This is a genomic window from Oceanisphaera avium (assembly GCF_002157875.1).
Lineage (GTDB): Bacteria > Pseudomonadota > Gammaproteobacteria > Enterobacterales > Aeromonadaceae > Oceanimonas > Oceanimonas avium.
This window is the reverse complement of record NZ_CP021376.1, coordinates 113,217-128,862: the sequence shown is the minus strand read 5'-3', so window position 1 is coordinate 128,862 and position 15,646 is coordinate 113,217. Positions and strand designations below refer to the sequence as shown.

12 protein-coding genes and 1 pseudogene are annotated in these 15,646 nt (G+C 39.5%); 1 reads left to right on the top strand and 12 read right to left on the bottom strand.

Translation table 11 applies throughout. The annotated features are described in order from the left end of the window. Positions 1 to 651: 651 nt before the first annotated feature. On the bottom strand, positions 652 to 2,292 hold the full coding sequence (pgi, locus tag CBP12_RS00590) for a glucose-6-phosphate isomerase (protein WP_086961970.1): 1,641 nt from the start codon (positions 2,290 to 2,292) through the stop codon (positions 652 to 654). A 190-nt stretch (positions 2,293 to 2,482) separates the two neighbouring features. Between pgi and CBP12_RS00585 the strand changes: the two genes are divergently transcribed. Then, on the top strand, positions 2,483 to 2,845 hold the full coding sequence (locus tag CBP12_RS00585; RefSeq protein WP_086961968.1) for a GxxExxY protein: 363 nt from the start codon (positions 2,483 to 2,485) through the stop codon (positions 2,843 to 2,845). 184 nt (positions 2,846 to 3,029) lie between these two features. Here the strand turns inward: CBP12_RS00585 and galE are convergent. The 11 genes and pseudogenes from galE to CBP12_RS00530 form a co-directional block, all read right to left on the bottom strand. Further along, positions 3,030 to 4,048, bottom strand: a pseudogene (gene galE / locus CBP12_RS00580) (UDP-glucose 4-epimerase GalE). A 1,111-nt stretch (positions 4,049 to 5,159) separates the two neighbouring features. Next, positions 5,160 to 7,070, bottom strand: a complete 1,911-nt coding sequence (locus CBP12_RS00575; RefSeq protein WP_086961966.1) for a polysaccharide biosynthesis protein — start codon at positions 7,068 to 7,070, stop codon at positions 5,160 to 5,162. Between the two features lie 102 nt (positions 7,071 to 7,172). Continuing rightward, positions 7,173 to 7,556, bottom strand: coding sequence for a four helix bundle protein (locus tag CBP12_RS00570; RefSeq protein WP_198341825.1), 384 nt, complete (start codon positions 7,554 to 7,556; stop codon positions 7,173 to 7,175). A gap of 184 nt (positions 7,557 to 7,740) precedes the next feature. Next, positions 7,741 to 8,289 carry a sugar transferase gene (locus tag CBP12_RS00565; RefSeq protein ID WP_086961962.1) on the bottom strand — a complete coding sequence of 183 codons (549 nt, stop codon included), beginning with the start codon at positions 8,287 to 8,289 and terminating at the stop codon, positions 7,741 to 7,743. A 3-nt stretch (positions 8,290 to 8,292) separates the two neighbouring features. Beyond that, entirely contained in the window at positions 8,293 to 9,249 is a 957-nt protein-coding gene (locus tag CBP12_RS00560; RefSeq protein ID WP_086961960.1) for a UDP-glucose 4-epimerase family protein, read from the bottom strand. A gap of 56 nt (positions 9,250 to 9,305) precedes the next feature. Beyond that, positions 9,306 to 10,505 (bottom strand): nucleotide sugar dehydrogenase, encoded by a 1,200-nt coding sequence (locus CBP12_RS00555; protein WP_086961958.1) that lies wholly within the window; start codon positions 10,503 to 10,505, stop codon positions 9,306 to 9,308. 22 nt (positions 10,506 to 10,527) lie between these two features. Further along, on the bottom strand, positions 10,528 to 11,319 hold the full coding sequence (locus tag CBP12_RS00550) for a glycosyltransferase family 2 protein (protein WP_086961956.1): 792 nt from the start codon (positions 11,317 to 11,319) through the stop codon (positions 10,528 to 10,530). A 46-nt stretch (positions 11,320 to 11,365) separates the two neighbouring features. After that, a complete protein-coding gene (locus CBP12_RS00545; protein ID WP_086961954.1) occupies positions 11,366 to 12,592 on the bottom strand; it encodes an O-antigen polymerase in 1,227 nt (408 codons plus the stop codon). After that, positions 12,593 to 13,330, bottom strand: coding sequence for a glycosyltransferase family 2 protein (locus CBP12_RS00540; RefSeq protein ID WP_086961952.1), 738 nt, complete (start codon positions 13,328 to 13,330; stop codon positions 12,593 to 12,595). Positions 13,331 to 13,376: 46 nt separating this feature from the next. Beyond that, positions 13,377 to 14,273 (bottom strand): glycosyltransferase, encoded by an 897-nt coding sequence (locus CBP12_RS00535; RefSeq protein WP_086961950.1) that lies wholly within the window; start codon positions 14,271 to 14,273, stop codon positions 13,377 to 13,379. A gap of 97 nt (positions 14,274 to 14,370) precedes the next feature. Next, positions 14,371 to 15,627, bottom strand: a complete 1,257-nt coding sequence (locus CBP12_RS00530) for an O-antigen translocase (RefSeq protein WP_086961948.1) — start codon at positions 15,625 to 15,627, stop codon at positions 14,371 to 14,373. Between the last annotated feature and the right edge of the window lie 19 nt (positions 15,628 to 15,646).

Below are 15,646 nucleotides of genomic sequence, written 5' to 3'. Positions count from 1 at the left end.
GCGCAAGGCGTATAGCGGTCTTGTCGAGATCCTGACGTGCGTCAGGAAGACGAAATAGCTACTCTATGCCGTCATACCGGACTTGCTCCGGTATCTCGCTCTTATATCTACTTCCGTGTTAGTCCGTGCATTCCGTGGCAAAAAGCTTTGTCGCTTAAGGTTTTGAGTGCGTCGAAATGCGAGAGCAAACGTTCGCCTACAAAATCTAAACAAGATCCTGACCTTCGTCAGGATGACGGCTACAACAAGGCGATACGTTTAACGCCATAAGTCAAAGCAGACACGAGTTTAGCTTTTTCGTAACGCGGTTAGCGTAAGGCGTAAGCGGTCTTGTCGAAATCCTGACGTGCGTCAGGATGACGAAATAGCTACTCTATGCCGTCATACCGGACTTGCTCCGGTATCTCGCTCTTATATCTACTTCCGTGTTAGTCCGTGCATTCCGTGGCAAAAAGCTTTGTCGCTTAAGGTTTTGAGTGCGTCGAAATGCGAGAGCAAACGTTCGCCTACAAAACCTAAACAAGATCCTGACCTTCGTCAGGATGACGGCTTAAAATAAGTGAATAGGGACCTGGGACTGGGGACTAGTCACAACGCTAAGCACTGATTTTAACCATTCCCAAATCCCTAGTCCCAATTCCCAATCAACCTTTAGCCCCACTTCTTAATCTGTGCAATCAAACCATTGGTTGCGCTATCGTGTGCCGTGGTAGTACCGGTATCGGCTAAATCATCAATCAAGCGCGAGGCCAGCTTTTTACCTAACTCCACGCCCCACTGATCAAAGCTATTGATATTCCACAATATGCCCTGCACAAAAGTTTTATGCTCATACATTGCAATTAATGAGCCTAAGTTATAAGGCGTTAATTCATCGCATAAAATAGTGGTACTGGGCCGATTACCTGGCATGACTTTATAAGGCGCGAGTTTAGTGATTTCATCGGCAGTTAAACCTTCAACAGCTAGCTCTTGTGCTACTTGCTCATAATTTTTACCAAAGGCCATGGCTTCTGCTTGAGCCAACATATTCGCTAATAACTTACGGTGATGCTCGGGGTAGTCATAGCAAGTACGGGCAAAACCAATAAAATCGCCAGGCACCACTTGGCTACCTTGGTGTAATAACTGAAAGAAAGCATGTTGGCCATTAGTGCCTACTTCCCCCCAGACAATGGGTCCCGTATTATGGCTAACTACTTCACCTTGGTTATTGACACTCTTGCCGTTAGACTCCATATTCAATTGCTGCAAAAAGCTAGGAAAGCGCTTTAAATCTTGGCAATAAGGAAAAACCCCTTCACTACGGTAGCCCAACACATTAATATTCCAAATACTCAATAGCGCCATTAATACAGGAATATTCTGCTCAAATGGCGTGTGGCGTAAGTGCTGATCCATAGCATGAGCACCATTAAGCAGTTGCTCAAAACGCTCAAAACCTAAGGTAAGGGCAATCGGCAAGCCAATAGCAGACCACAGCGAAAAACGCCCGCCTACCCAGTCCCAAAACTCAAACATCTGCTCGGTATCAATACCAAAAGCCTGTACCGCTTCACTATTCGTCGACACCGCCACAAAGTGCTTCTTAATATGGTGCTCATCTGCACAGTGACTTAAAAACCAAGCACGCGCCGCTTTGGCATTGGTCATGGTTTCATCTGTAGTAAAGGTTTTAGATGACACAATAAATAAGGTACGCTCAGCATTAACTTGCTCTAACACTTGAGCTAATTGCGCGCCATCCATATTAGACACAAAATGGGCACGAATACCTTGGTCTTGATAACAATGCAGCGCTTCTGTGACTACCGCAGGCCCTAAATCCGAGCCGCCAATACCAATATTGACAATATCGGTAATGGACATGCCATTATAGCCTAACCACTGCCCGCTATGGATTTGTTGGCAAAAATCCTTAACCCGTTCTAGCTGCTCATGCACTAACGGCACTACATCGGTATTATTTAAATAAACGCGCTCAGTTTTAGGCATGCGCAGTGCCGTATGCAGCGCGGCGCGGCCCTCGGTATGATTAAATAAATTCTCACCAAATAACTGCTCAATCGCCGGCTTTAAATTCATTTGCTCCGCTAATTCACACAATAAATCTTTAACTTCGTTTGACCAAAGCTGGCGAGAAAAATCGACCTTAACATGCTCACCAAAAGGTAATTCAAAATTAGCAAAGCGCTCTTTATCTTGTACAAAGCGCTCACTTAATGTTATTGCTTGCTCTTGAGCCTTACAATCCAGTAAAGCGGCAAAGGCCGGTTGTTCAGAAAAATTCATCCGTAATACTCTTTTTTAAATTATAAAAATATTTTCGCCACGGAATACACAGAATAACACGGACGAAAGTAAGCTAGACTAATAGAGTTTTAATAAAAATATCTTCAAAATAAAGGAGCATTCGCACTTTAACTTTAGGTTGATATAAGCCAAATGAGCGGTTTCTAGCATTATCACCAAAGAGATATTTATGTATGAGAAACAGTTAACATATAAAATACGTGGTGCAGTATTTGAGGTCTACCGTCAACTAGGACACGGCTTTTTAGAAGCAGTTTACCAAAACGCTCTTTACTACGAATTTAGCAATCTCGGGCTTTTTGTAGAATCAGAAGTGCCTTTATCTGTTACCTACAAACAGCACATAGTCGGTGTATACCGAGCAGACCTTGTAGTTGAGAATAAAGTACTGCTCGAGCTTAAGGCTCAAAAAGTCCTACACACCACAGCTGATGCACAGCTTGTCAATTATCTAAAAGCAACCGGCCTTAAAATTGGCTTACTAGTTAACTTCACTCACCCTAAGGCAACCATAAAACGTCTCGTTCTTTAATCCTAAAACATAGCTCTGCCCCGAAAGGTAATGAACCCATGGAAAAATAAAGATTAAAGCTATATAAAACCATTAAAAGCAAAGGAGTAACTTAATAACTCCTATAAATTTATCTGTTTAACTCATATCAATAAAAGCTTTATTACTTTTCCGTGCAGGTCCGTGTATTCCGTGGCCAAGGTAGTTATTTTTCAGTGTATCCCGAAGGATTCTGAGACTGCCAGCGCCAAGAATCGACCATCATCTGTTCAAGGTTTCGCTCTGCAACCCAGCCTAGTTCTTGTTTAGCCTTAGTCGCATCTGCCCAAAATGCCGCCAAATCGCCTGCACGACGAGGTGAAAACTCATAAGGGATTTGCACCTTGCTGGCTTTTTCAAAAGCAGAGATCATGGCTAACACTGATACCCCAGCGCCGGTGCCTAAATTAAAGGCATGTACGCCATTGTGCTGGTTTAAATACTGCAACGCTTTTACATGGCCTATCGCCAAATCCACTACGTGTAAATAATCGCGCTCACAGGTGCCATCAGCGGTGGCGTAATCGTTACCAAAAACCGATAACTTTTCGCGACGGCCCACGGCAACTTGGGTAATAAAAGGCATTAAGTTATTCGGCAAGCCAAAGGGATCTTCCCCATCAAGCCAGACTCATGCGCGCCTACTGGATTAAAGTAACGTAATAAAGCGATAGACCAGCGGGCATCGGCAATAATTAAATCACTTAATATTTGTTCAACCATGGCTTTAGAAGTGCCATAAGGATTAGAGGTTTTACCGCGTGGCATGGTTTCTAAATAAGGCACAGGGGCATCGCTGCCATATACCGTAGCCGAGGAACTAAATACTAGCTTAAACACCTCAGCCTTTTGCATCGCATTCACTAATACCAAGGTGCCATTAACGTTATTATCGTAATAACGCAGTGGTTGCTGCACACTCTCACCCACGGCTTTTAAGCCCGCAAAATGAATAACATTTTCAATGACATGCTCGCTAAATAACTTATCTAATAACGCAGCATCGCGAATATCGCCTTCTATAAAGATGGGTTGCTTACCCGTGATGGTAGCAACGCGATTAAGCGACTCTTTAGATGCATTACATAAATTATCTAAAACGATGACATCTTGACCACTATTTAGCAGTTCCACTAAGGTATGTGAGCCAATATAGCCTGCGCCACCCGTAACTAAAACACTCATATAGGCCTACCATGACTAAAAAAAACGAGGTTACGCAAAGTAGCCACCAATGTACATTACCAAAACCTGTTTAACCGTCTAAATATGACGTAATAAAAAACCCTTACTTCAATTAATATGAAATAAGGGTTTAAAGAGTACTATAAATTTTTTAATTACACTAATTATAATAAAAATTTAATAATCATTTAACTTAATAAAACTAAGAAGAATATAAAAATATAGTATATTAATTAAAGCAAGCTTTTATTATGTTTAAAAATGTATGTCTAAATATTTCCATGCATTTTCTTAATAGGTAAAACGAGGAAACTAAACGAGATCCTGACGGTCGTCAGGATGACGATCCTTGTATCGTCATACCGCGCTTGACGCGGTATCTGCCATATTGTCATACCGGATTTACTCCGGTATCTCGCTCTTTGTTTATAAACCTAACCAAGATCCTGACTTTTCTCAGGATGACAGCGCTTCTGCCACGGAATACACAGAAGGACACGGAAAGTAAAAAAGATTTATATTGGTAAGTTTTACAACAACATCTCCTCAGCCTTTACTCTTTGTCCGCGTATTTCAGTGTATTCCGTGGCAAAAAATCTTTAATCTCTTTACTTAAAAACAAGATCCTGACGTGCGTCAGGATGACGACTCTTTATTAGGGTGACGCTACAACTGAAAATACCATTCCCTTTCCATTACCAAAAAAGTTTCTTAGTCAGTTTTCCGTGTTAGTCCGTGTATTCCGTGGCAAAAAATCTTTAATCACTTACTTAAAAACGAGATCCTGATGTACACCAGGATGACGAACCTTGTATCGTCATACCGCGCTTGACGCGGTATCTCGCTCTGGTTTCTAAAACCAAACCCAGATCCTGATGTACACCAGGATGACGGCAGAGATTAAGATCCTGACGTGCGTCAGGATGACGAACCTTATATCGTCATACCGCGCTTGCTCCGGTATTTACATCTCGTCATACCGCGCTTGACGCGGTATCTACATCTCGTCATACCGCGCTTGACGCGGTATCTCGCTCTGTTACCAATAACATTTCTTATTTCAATTTTTCCGTGTTCTTCCGTGTATTCCGTGGCAAAAAGCATTTAGCATTTAGCCTTTAGCTTGATGCTTATTCTCCGCCCACACTAAGTCACAAATACCACTTTGGGGGTTAAACGCAGTGGGCGCACTAAGTAACAACTCACGGATTTTAGCTTGATTATACTGCTCACAAGCTTCATTTAACTCATCCAATAGCTGGTGCATTTCTTGCCAAGAAAGTGATATTTCATTGGCAGTGCGAATACGCGGGTGCTGAGTTGGCGCTTCATCACCACCAATTAGCAACTCTTCATATAGCTTTTCACCGGGCCTTAGGCCACTCACCTGAATCTCTATCTCGCCAGCAGGATTGGCTGGTGTTTTTTCTTCAAATCCCATTAAGCGGATCATCTTGCGTGCAAGATCGACAATACGTATCGGCTCACCCATATCCAGCACAAATACATCGCCGCCTTTACCCATGGCACCCGCTTGAATAACTAACTGTGCTGCTTCGGGTATAGTCATAAAATAACGGGTAATATCTTCATGGGTCAGCGTAAGCGGGCCACCGGCGCGAATTTGCTTTTTAAATAGCGGCACTACCGAACCTGATGACCCCAACACATTACCAAAACGCACCATACAAAACCGCGTTTTACTCTGGCGCAAAGCTAAGCCTTGCAGCACTAACTCTGCTAAGCGTTTGCTGGTACCCATTACATTCGTGGGGCGTACCGCTTTATCAGTAGAAATTAACACGAAAGTTTCAACACCACAGTTAATCGCCGCTTCTGCTGCGCGCCAAGTACCAAATACATTATTACGCACGCCCTCTACTACGTTGTATTCAACCAACGGTACGTGTTTGCACGCTGCGGCGTGATAAAGCGTTTGCACAGCAAAAGCGCTCATCACGGCTTCTAACCGATTTTGCCGCTGCACCGAGGCCATAATAGGGACTATGCGCACCTTGTAATCTTTGTCCGCACATAAATTAGTGAGCTCTTGATCAATTTGATAAAGTGCAAATTCGGAGGTTTCAAACAGTACTAAGCTAGTAGGCTGTTGGGTAATAATTTGCCTGCATAATTCAGAACCAATAGAGCCACCGGCACCTGTCACCATCACTACTTTATCTTTAATATTGGCACTAATTAACTCAGGGAAAGGCGCTACCGGATCTCGGCCTAATAAATCTTCAATACTCACTTCTTTTAGTTCACTTACCTTAGACTTACCGCTTACTAAATCTGCCATGCCAGGAATAGTAAGAATGTCGATAGATAAGTTGGCCAGCTCATCGACAATTTCGCGCCGCCGTTGGCGACTAATCACCGGCATGGCCAGTAATAGCTTTTCTGCCCCATAGCGCTCAATAAGAGAGGGGAGAGCCTCCGCTTTATGCACGACTAACCCTTGCAGTAGCGCTTTTTGTAAGTCTGGATTATCATCCACAAAGGCTACCGCTCTATATTCACTGCCATGTAGTAATGAAGTATTTAATTGACGACCCGAGGAACCTGCACCGTAAATAATCACCGGTGTTTTAAGTTTTTTAATACTTTGGTTATAAAGCGCACGCGCTAAGGTGCGAGCCCCCCCACAAAGTAACAAGGCAAGGGCGGCATAAATAACAGGCACAGTACGCGGTACCTTTGCCTCAAAAAAGTAAGCCGCTACCACCATAGCGGCGGCAGATACAGCAATGCCACCGACCATAATCACAGTGGCGTGGTATCCCATATAGCGTAACACCGCCCTATATAAGCCCATGCGTATAAAATACAATAACGTAACTGGCAACATAGCAGCCAGCACTAACCATTGCTTGTAGGAATGAAGGATAGAAGATGTATCTAGGCGTAAAATAAATGCCGCCCAAAACGCGATCGTAATAAACACCACATCAAGCGATACACTAATAAGGCGTTTTACTGGCCTAGGCTGCTGAAAAAGCCACCTAATTATATTATTCATACCTTACTCGCACCTCGTTAGTGTTTAGTGCTGAGCTTTTAGTGTGGAGTGGTGAGTGGTGACACATAGTATTTAGTATTGAATTTTTAGGGGTGAGTGAAATCATTTCTTTGAGTTCGCTTTTAAATTCTGTTGTGAAACTTTTACTATCGCAGTTAGTATTTTTATCAACTCTTCGCTTTGCTCCAGTAGGCTTAAAACATGCGGCTGCGATTTATCTAAGTAGTCAGTTTCACACAGCAATTCTAACCAGTACTTTGTTTCGCGCGCTTCCTTGCTAGCGATGCTCATTTTGGCAGTAAAGTCAGCCTTAGACTGCCCAGCCTGAGCCTCATTAACATTCGCACCGATGGAGGTGCCAGAGCGCAGCAGCTGCTTAGAAAGCACATATTCTCTCTGCTCTTTAGACAAATGCTGATACAACTTCACTATACGTACAGCGAACTTGAACGACTTACTCTGCACATTATTTTCGTGAGCCATCATCCCTCTCCCTGTGATGAAACGGCTTTTTGAGTGGTGAGTTTTGAGTGTTGAGTGTTGAGTGTTGAGTGTTGAGTGTTGAGTTTTGAGTTTTGAGTTTTGGCACTAAACATTCAACACTAAACACTAAACACTAATAAAGCTCAACACTAGTGAACCTCAACACTCACAACTAAAAATTCAACACTCAAGAGACCCGGTCTCCCGCTCCTTTGCCTGCAACCGTCATCAATATATAACGAAAATAATCGCCCACCGTTAGGCTGCTGATCATCTTTTGATCAGTTTCCGCTAACAGCTGCGGCGTAGACATATCAATCTCATTCACTTGAGCAAGACCAGTAATGCCGGGCCGCACATCGTAAACTCCACGCTTAGCCCGTTCTACAGTTAGCTCTTCTTGGTTAAATAACCCAGGGCGTGGCCCCACTAAGCTCATGTCACCAATCAGCACATTCCATAATTGTGGTAATTCATCCAGTTTAGTACGGCGTAAAAAATGACCAAAACGCGTGATGGAAGAAGCACTAGCTAAATGCGAAGCCACAGAGGCGGTATCAACCTTCATGGTGCGAAATTTAATTAGCGTAAACGGCTGCTGGTTACGCCCTACCCTAACTTGGCGAAAAATAGGCGAGCGAGTATCAAAGTAGCCGATAATAGTTAGTATTACCAATACCGGAAAGCCAACTACTAAGCCCATTAAAGAAAATACAATATCAAATAACCGGATCACACATTAATCCTTTTTAGTTTCAAAACAGCGCTTCAGCCCTTGCTCAACCGTTAGCGGTGGAGTCCAACCTAAAAGATGTTGAGTTTTGCTAATATCTACCTGTAACGAGCCTAGCAAGCGTTGCGCCATGGCTTTTTTACCCAACAGGTTAGCGCCTAACTGCAACATGCTTGCAGGTACAGGAATAAGCCGTGCTGGTTTTCCCATAGCCTTGGCTACACCACGTAACAATTCAGAAGTAGATATATCTTCACCATCACCCGCTAAAAACACTTGATTGGCCGCGGCAGGATGATCAATGCAGGTAATAATTAAATCCACCAAATTATCTAAGGCCACTAGCGAGCGCTTATTGTGTATAGCACCTAAAGGTAAGGGTAAACCTTTTTCAATCCAGCGTACCAAACTTCCAAAATTGCCAGGCGCATCAGGTCCATACACTAAAGGCGGACGAATAATAACCAACGCCATCCCAGTTTCTTCATGAATTTTCCACAGCCCTTGCTCGGCTTCCCACTTGGATTGAGCATACATTTCTGCTGGATTAGCTTCGTCATCAGTCATAAAAGGCTTACTACTTATATTACCGTTAACACCAATAGAGCTAATAAATACAAATCGTTTTACACCTGCGTCAGCTGCTTGTCGGGCAAGATTAAGCGTGCCATCAACGTTTACCTGGCGGTATTCCGCCGCGGGTTCTGCAGCTTTATCTTTTATGGCATGTGCACGAGCAGCAGCGTGGATTACAAAATCTACATCTTGTAAAGCACTCTTCCAATTCGTCTCTACTCCTAAGGCAGGTACTTGCACTACAGAACCAGCGCTTGGCGTTGTTGACGCCCGTCGTACAGCAATGGTTAAATCATAAACTTCATCAACGAATAAGCGTTGCTGCAAAGCATTACCCACAAAGCCAGTAGCGCCGGTTAATAAGACCCGTTGTTTCTTTAAGTTCATATTTCACTCTTTACAGCTATGACTGTTTTATAAAAATTTAGATAATACCCAAGCGTTCAAGAATCAGAACCAAACAGATCTCTAGTATAAACTTTGCTTTTTACGTCGATTAAGTCTTCATTTAAGCGATTGGCGACAATCACGGTGCTTAATCTTTTAAATTCATTTAAATCACTGACAACCCGCGAGTTATAGAAATATTCTTCTTGCAGTACAGGCTCATACACCACCACTTCAATACCTTTAGCTTTAATGCGTTTCATAATGCCCTGAATCGCAGAAGCCCGGAAATTATCAGAACCTTCCTTCATCACCAAACGGTAGATACCCACCACAGTTTGTGCTCCTGAATGCGATTTTGGTAGCGCATTGAGCTTCTTGATCACCGTCTCGGCAATAAAATCTTTACGAGTGCGGTTGGCTTCAACAATGGCTTGGATAATGTTATTAGGTACTTGATCGTAGTTCGCTAGCAGCTGTTTGGTGTCTTTAGGCAAGCAATAACCGCCATAGCCAAAGCTAGGGTTGTTGTAGTGATCGCCAATACGAGGATCTAAACCAACGCCTTGAATAATCTGCTGAGAATTTAAACCCTGCGCTTCAGCATAGCTGTCTAGCTCATTAAAATACGCCACACGCATAGCCAGATAAGTATTAGAAAACAGCTTCACCGCTTCAGCTTCAGTATTATTAGTAAAGAGTACCGTTACATCTTGTTTAATTGCACCCTGCTGTAAAAGACTGACAAAGGTTTTAGCCTGTTCGCTTTGCCCACCCACAATAATGCGTGAAGGATAAAGGTTATCGTACAGCGCCTTACCCTCACGTAAGAATTCAGGTGAGAAAATAATGTCAAGTGTTGAGTATTTAATGTTGAGTTGCTCTGTAAAACCTACCGGCACTGTGGACTTAATAATAATCGTTGCGTTAGGGTTAACTTCCGCAACATCACTGACCACAGCCTCTACACTACTAGTATCAAAATAATTGGTTTTAGGATCATAGTTTGTAGGGGTAGCAATTATTACATAATCAGCGTTTTGATACGCCTCTTGCTTATCTAAAGTTGCAGTAAAATTTAGCGTTTTATTAGCTAAAAACTCCTCAATTTCAATATCAGCGATGGGTGACTGCTTATTGTTTAGTAGCGCAACTTTTTCCGGCACTATGTCGATAGCACACACTTGGTTGTGTTGAGCTAGTAGCATGGCATTGGATAAACCGACGTAACCTGTTCCAGCAATGGAAATTTTCATGCTAACTCCACTTTATTAAGGTTCATTTGAGGAACCCCAAAAACCTAGCTAAATCTGGATGTTTTGTTCGTAACAGTCCACGGATAGCATATTGAGAAAAATAATAACTAGCTTTTATTAAATTTAATTTTTCAACATCTCGATATAAACGCCAAGTGAAGAGAGCCGCATTTTTTTTACTAGCTGAAATTGAGTCTTGGCGTACCTTATATATACCTAACGTCTCGTTGAGACCATAAGCGAAATCCGTTTTTTTTAGTAACTTCAACCATAACCCTAAATCTTGACGCTTACGTATTAAAGGCATATAAACTTTTCCAAAATATTCTGTATCGTAAATAGCAGTCAAGCAACCAATTGAAGATGATTTCAACAGGTCATAGTAACTAACTTTACTTGGCACTCCCAAATGACCAAATATTTCATCACTCTCATTAATTTTGTCATAAGCACCAAACGTAAACGGGTAATTATTTTTCTGCATAAAGGAGATTTGTTTTTCAAGTTTATTAGGTAACCAGACATCATCACTATCTAAAAATGCAATATAGCGACCTTGTGCCCTCTCTATAGCCTTGTTGCGAACTACCGCAGCTCCCAAGTTTTCAGTTAATTCAATTAATTTAATTCTAGGGTCTAATTCTACGTATGACCTTATAATTTCTACAGATAAATCATTGGATTTATCATCCACTAGTATCAACTCCCAATTAACATAGGATTGATCTAACACAGAATCAATACTTTTTGTTATGTATTTTTCAGAGTTATAAACCGCAGTAACAACAGTAACTTTATTGCAAAGCTCCTCCACTACTTACTCCTTAGATAAACTATAAATCAACATATAAAAATAATGATTACTTACTATGCGCCTTGTTCTTTATAATAAGCATCTTGTACAACAAAATAATTAAGGATATTAAAATCAAGCAACTTAAGTATTTAGATAAGGAAAGAAAAAAACCACTTGGCATCTGAAAAACAAGAAAGCTATTTATATACAGCCAGCCTCCAAGGCCGAATAGAAATAAATTTTTTGAAGATTTCAAATAGCTGAGCAATGGTAGAATAATTACATTTATAAAAGCCATAAACATTATCAACTGAAAGCTTTGCTGATCTGTGCTCAAAAAAAGATAGATAATGAAATGATCGTTTACTCCTCCGCCTTCAGCATAAACGTAAGGGGCAAAACTTGAGATGGCTTGGCCAAGTTCATGCGAAGGGAGAAATTTAAAAAAGATGAATTTCATAAAGTAAATATATGCATTATAAAATAAAAATATACGACCATCACCTAAATTATATTCTAAAAAAATGAAACTCCCATCTGCATTTTTAATAATCCTATCGATTAATTTAATATAACTATCTAAATTATAAAATAAAGATAAGTAAAACAAAGCAATTAACAACACTAAAATAATTACTTTAAGATTTATTTTCTTACCTTTGCAGTCAAAATAAAAAAATAAAGATAGCAATACAAATATGAAGTATCCTTTCATATGAAACATTACAGAATTATATGAAAAAATAAACAAAACTAACAAAGCTAATAGTTTATCCAAAACACTACGTTTTTGCTTAACAAAATATAAGGGTATAAAAACAAGACTGGCGATAAGTGAAAATGAATAGAAGAAACTTAGAATTGGCTTCTCTAAAACCCAAGTTATTTTAAATGATGTATTAATCTGACTCAAAGAATCTAAATAAAAAAATGTAAGAATACTAAAAACCGAACATAATATGACTATCATTAAGAATAATTTACGGGATAAATGAGCTCTAGACGCTCTTGCACAACTAAAAAAAAACAATTTATTGTTAAGATACATTCCAATAGTTCTTGACAAAATATAGACAAAAATTATAAGCAAAGAATACATTAAATAATTATTATTTTCATGAAATACATAAACAAGAGCACTTTGAAAAAAAAATAAATCGCCAAGGAAAATGGGGTGCAATATTTTTTGTTTTAAAAAGTATGCTATTGAAATCATGACGGTAATTAAAAAAAATATTGTTAAAAAATACAGCTCTATATTAACACTATTAATAAAATCATAAATAAACATTTAAAAAAACTTTCTTATAATATTACCAATTGAACGCCTGTGGTAACAAGTAATTAGCTTGCTCCGCAAATAATTACCTGTCGAATCATGCTCATAATGAACTACTTTCATAGTCTTTATAAATCTAACTTCAACATCAAGCTCTGCTACTCTTTCAGCTAATGAAATCTCTTCACCAAATAAAAATCCACAATGAGAAAAATCAATACCGCGTTGTATGGCTTTATAATTAACAATAACATTAGCTCCGTGTACGGCGTATATCCTTAAATCACTTTGTTTTGTACTCTCTCTAGAGAAAACTGAACTTAAAGCCTTATAAAAAGCATAAAAATATCTATTTAAAAGCAAAAAATAAAGAAATCGCATCTTGATTTTCCGTGGTTTCTCTCTATATAGTGGATTTTGCTGCCGTCTAGTCAAATTTGAAATAATACTGGGAGCTAAGATTAATGGCTCGTCACTTATATTATCCGCTAGCCCTTTAAAATAAGATTCATCAAGGCATAGATCTACATTAGATAAAATAACATAATTGTATTCGATATTTTTTAAGTAAATTAATGCCTCTCTTGCTGATCCAAAATAACCATGGTTCTTATTGTTATTAATTATTTTAATTATTAATTGGGCGTAATCCTTATTTAGTTCTGTAATTGATGTGTTATCATTATTACAAAATATTAGCCTGACATTATACTTTATAAAAAACTCATAATGACGGTCTAAAAAAACCATGCATGTTTCTATATTGTTATATATAGGAATAACAAGAACATTCAATTCATTTTCTCCAAATTAATTTCTTAACATTTCTCAACACCCATAAAGCCAACTGTTCTGGATAGAGTACTATATTTTTAACTCTTACTTTTTCGGTCACAGGTAAACAACGCTGAAAATGAAAGTAACGCTTTTCAAAAAAATTAAATTCTCCTTCTTTAAGTATTCTCTGTAGTAACAAGTTCATATCCTTAGTAAAGAGTGGGCTAACTCTATGGTTAGTAGATACACCTTGCATACTATATTTAATAGCTTTTACTTTTAATAATGGAATACTAATACCTTTTGAAAGCACCTCTAGATAAAAAGGATAATCTTCTATTAAACGATAATCTTCATCAAACATCCCAACTTTTTTAAAAATATTTTTATGATAATAAGTGCACGCGCCAGAGATTATATTGCCATTTAGGGAAATCTTTTCATGTAATTTCTTAGGAAAGTGAAACAAATTCCAATATTTTTTTTCGGGTAACACATATAACTCTTTTTCATTTCTTACTGGCACTCTTAATGCTGTTAATAATAAACACTTATTGCTATTAAACTTATCAATAATTTTTGCTATTACATTTTCATCATATAGTTCATCATCTGCTGATAACGGGACGATCAAGTCACCCGTGGATTTTTTGATTGCATTATTAAATGATGCTACCGTTCCTAAGTTTTTTTCATTAATGATTAAATGGCATTCGAAATTAAGTGCTCTTAGTTTACAAAGTAAATCTTCAACATAGCTAACGTTGAAACCAACAGTACCGTCGTCAACTATAATGTACTCAACTTCATAATATTTATCTATTACTTGGCTAGCCAATGAATTAATAGCATTATTTAAAAGGTGCCAGTTTTTATATGTGAGCGTAACAATTGAAATTTTATTTACATATTTCATTGTTTAATTAAATCCTTATAAAAACATTATAATTTACTCATGGTTAAAATTTCATTAACAATAAAGAGTTGAACGCAGCGATGAGCAGGGCAAGAGACTATGATTGCTTTCTTAAAAAAACTTTACCAATAAACACACCCATCACCACCCAATAAATTGCGTAGTTAATTGCATGCGCAATGGTGACACCTTCTAAGCCGTACATACTTGTAAAAAAATACGTCCAACCATAAAACCCTGCTGCAAACACAATTTCACTGGCAATAAATAACTTCATCATGGCTTTACCTAGCATCAGGTAAGCAAGTATCCAACTGCCAATCTTTAACGTATCGCCCACCATTTGCCAAGCAAACAGTTCACGCATGGGTATAAAGTCTTGGGTAAAAAGCAAGCCGATAATAAAGTCCCGCAGCAAGTAAATAACTAAACCACAGGCAGCAGCTACGGGCAGGATAATCTTGTAGCCCTGGAGGATTTCCGCCTTTATTTCTTTTGGATCTTTCAGTTCTGATAGCTTAGGCAGGTAGTACAGGCTTAGCGTTGTTGTTACGAGCATTAAGTAAGCCCCACTTAAGCGCCACATGGCTTCCCAGTAACCTGCAGCATCCAACCCTAAGGTATCGGCAAGGTGCGTACGAATGAGTATATGACTTACTGGCACACAAGCTGCACTGGTGAGAGCCATGGCGGTGTATTTGCTGAGATTTAAAACGACTTGCTTATCTAAGCGGCCGAACAAATAACTGAATTTAAACCAATCAGCCTTATAGCAAAGGTACAAAGTAACAACAAATGCAAAAGAAGGAAAAATAGCTAATGCAGTTAATGCACCAAGTAATCCAAACTGGATCGCTAGAATACTGGTGGCGGCCAATGAAAAAAGGCTGCCTGCAATGTTAGCAATGATGTAACGATGAATTTCTTTTTTACCGTTTAATATCGCCAGTAACAACGTATTAAAAATAAAGAAAACCAGCGTGACTGAAAACCAGATAAAAACAGTGTTGTAACTTTCGTCCTGCAAAAACCATTGCGCGATTTGCTTGCTGAATACAGCTACGCCTATTCCGGTAATGACGGATCCCAGCACAGCAATTGTGCCCGCAGTGCGCCACACTTGCCGCTGCTTTTCTTCATCATCATGGTATTCAGCGGTGTATTTCACGACACCGGTATTAATCGCACCGCTGGCAAAGGTAGTGATCATTTGTGCAGCGTTTTGAAAGTTACCAATCGCCGCATAGCCTGCAGGGCCAACGTAGATAGCGAGTATCTTGTTAAGCCCTAGCATAGTGAGCATTTTTATCACTACCGCAATGCCGTTAAGCAGGCTGGTTTTTATCAGTGTCACAGAATTAATTCTTAATGAG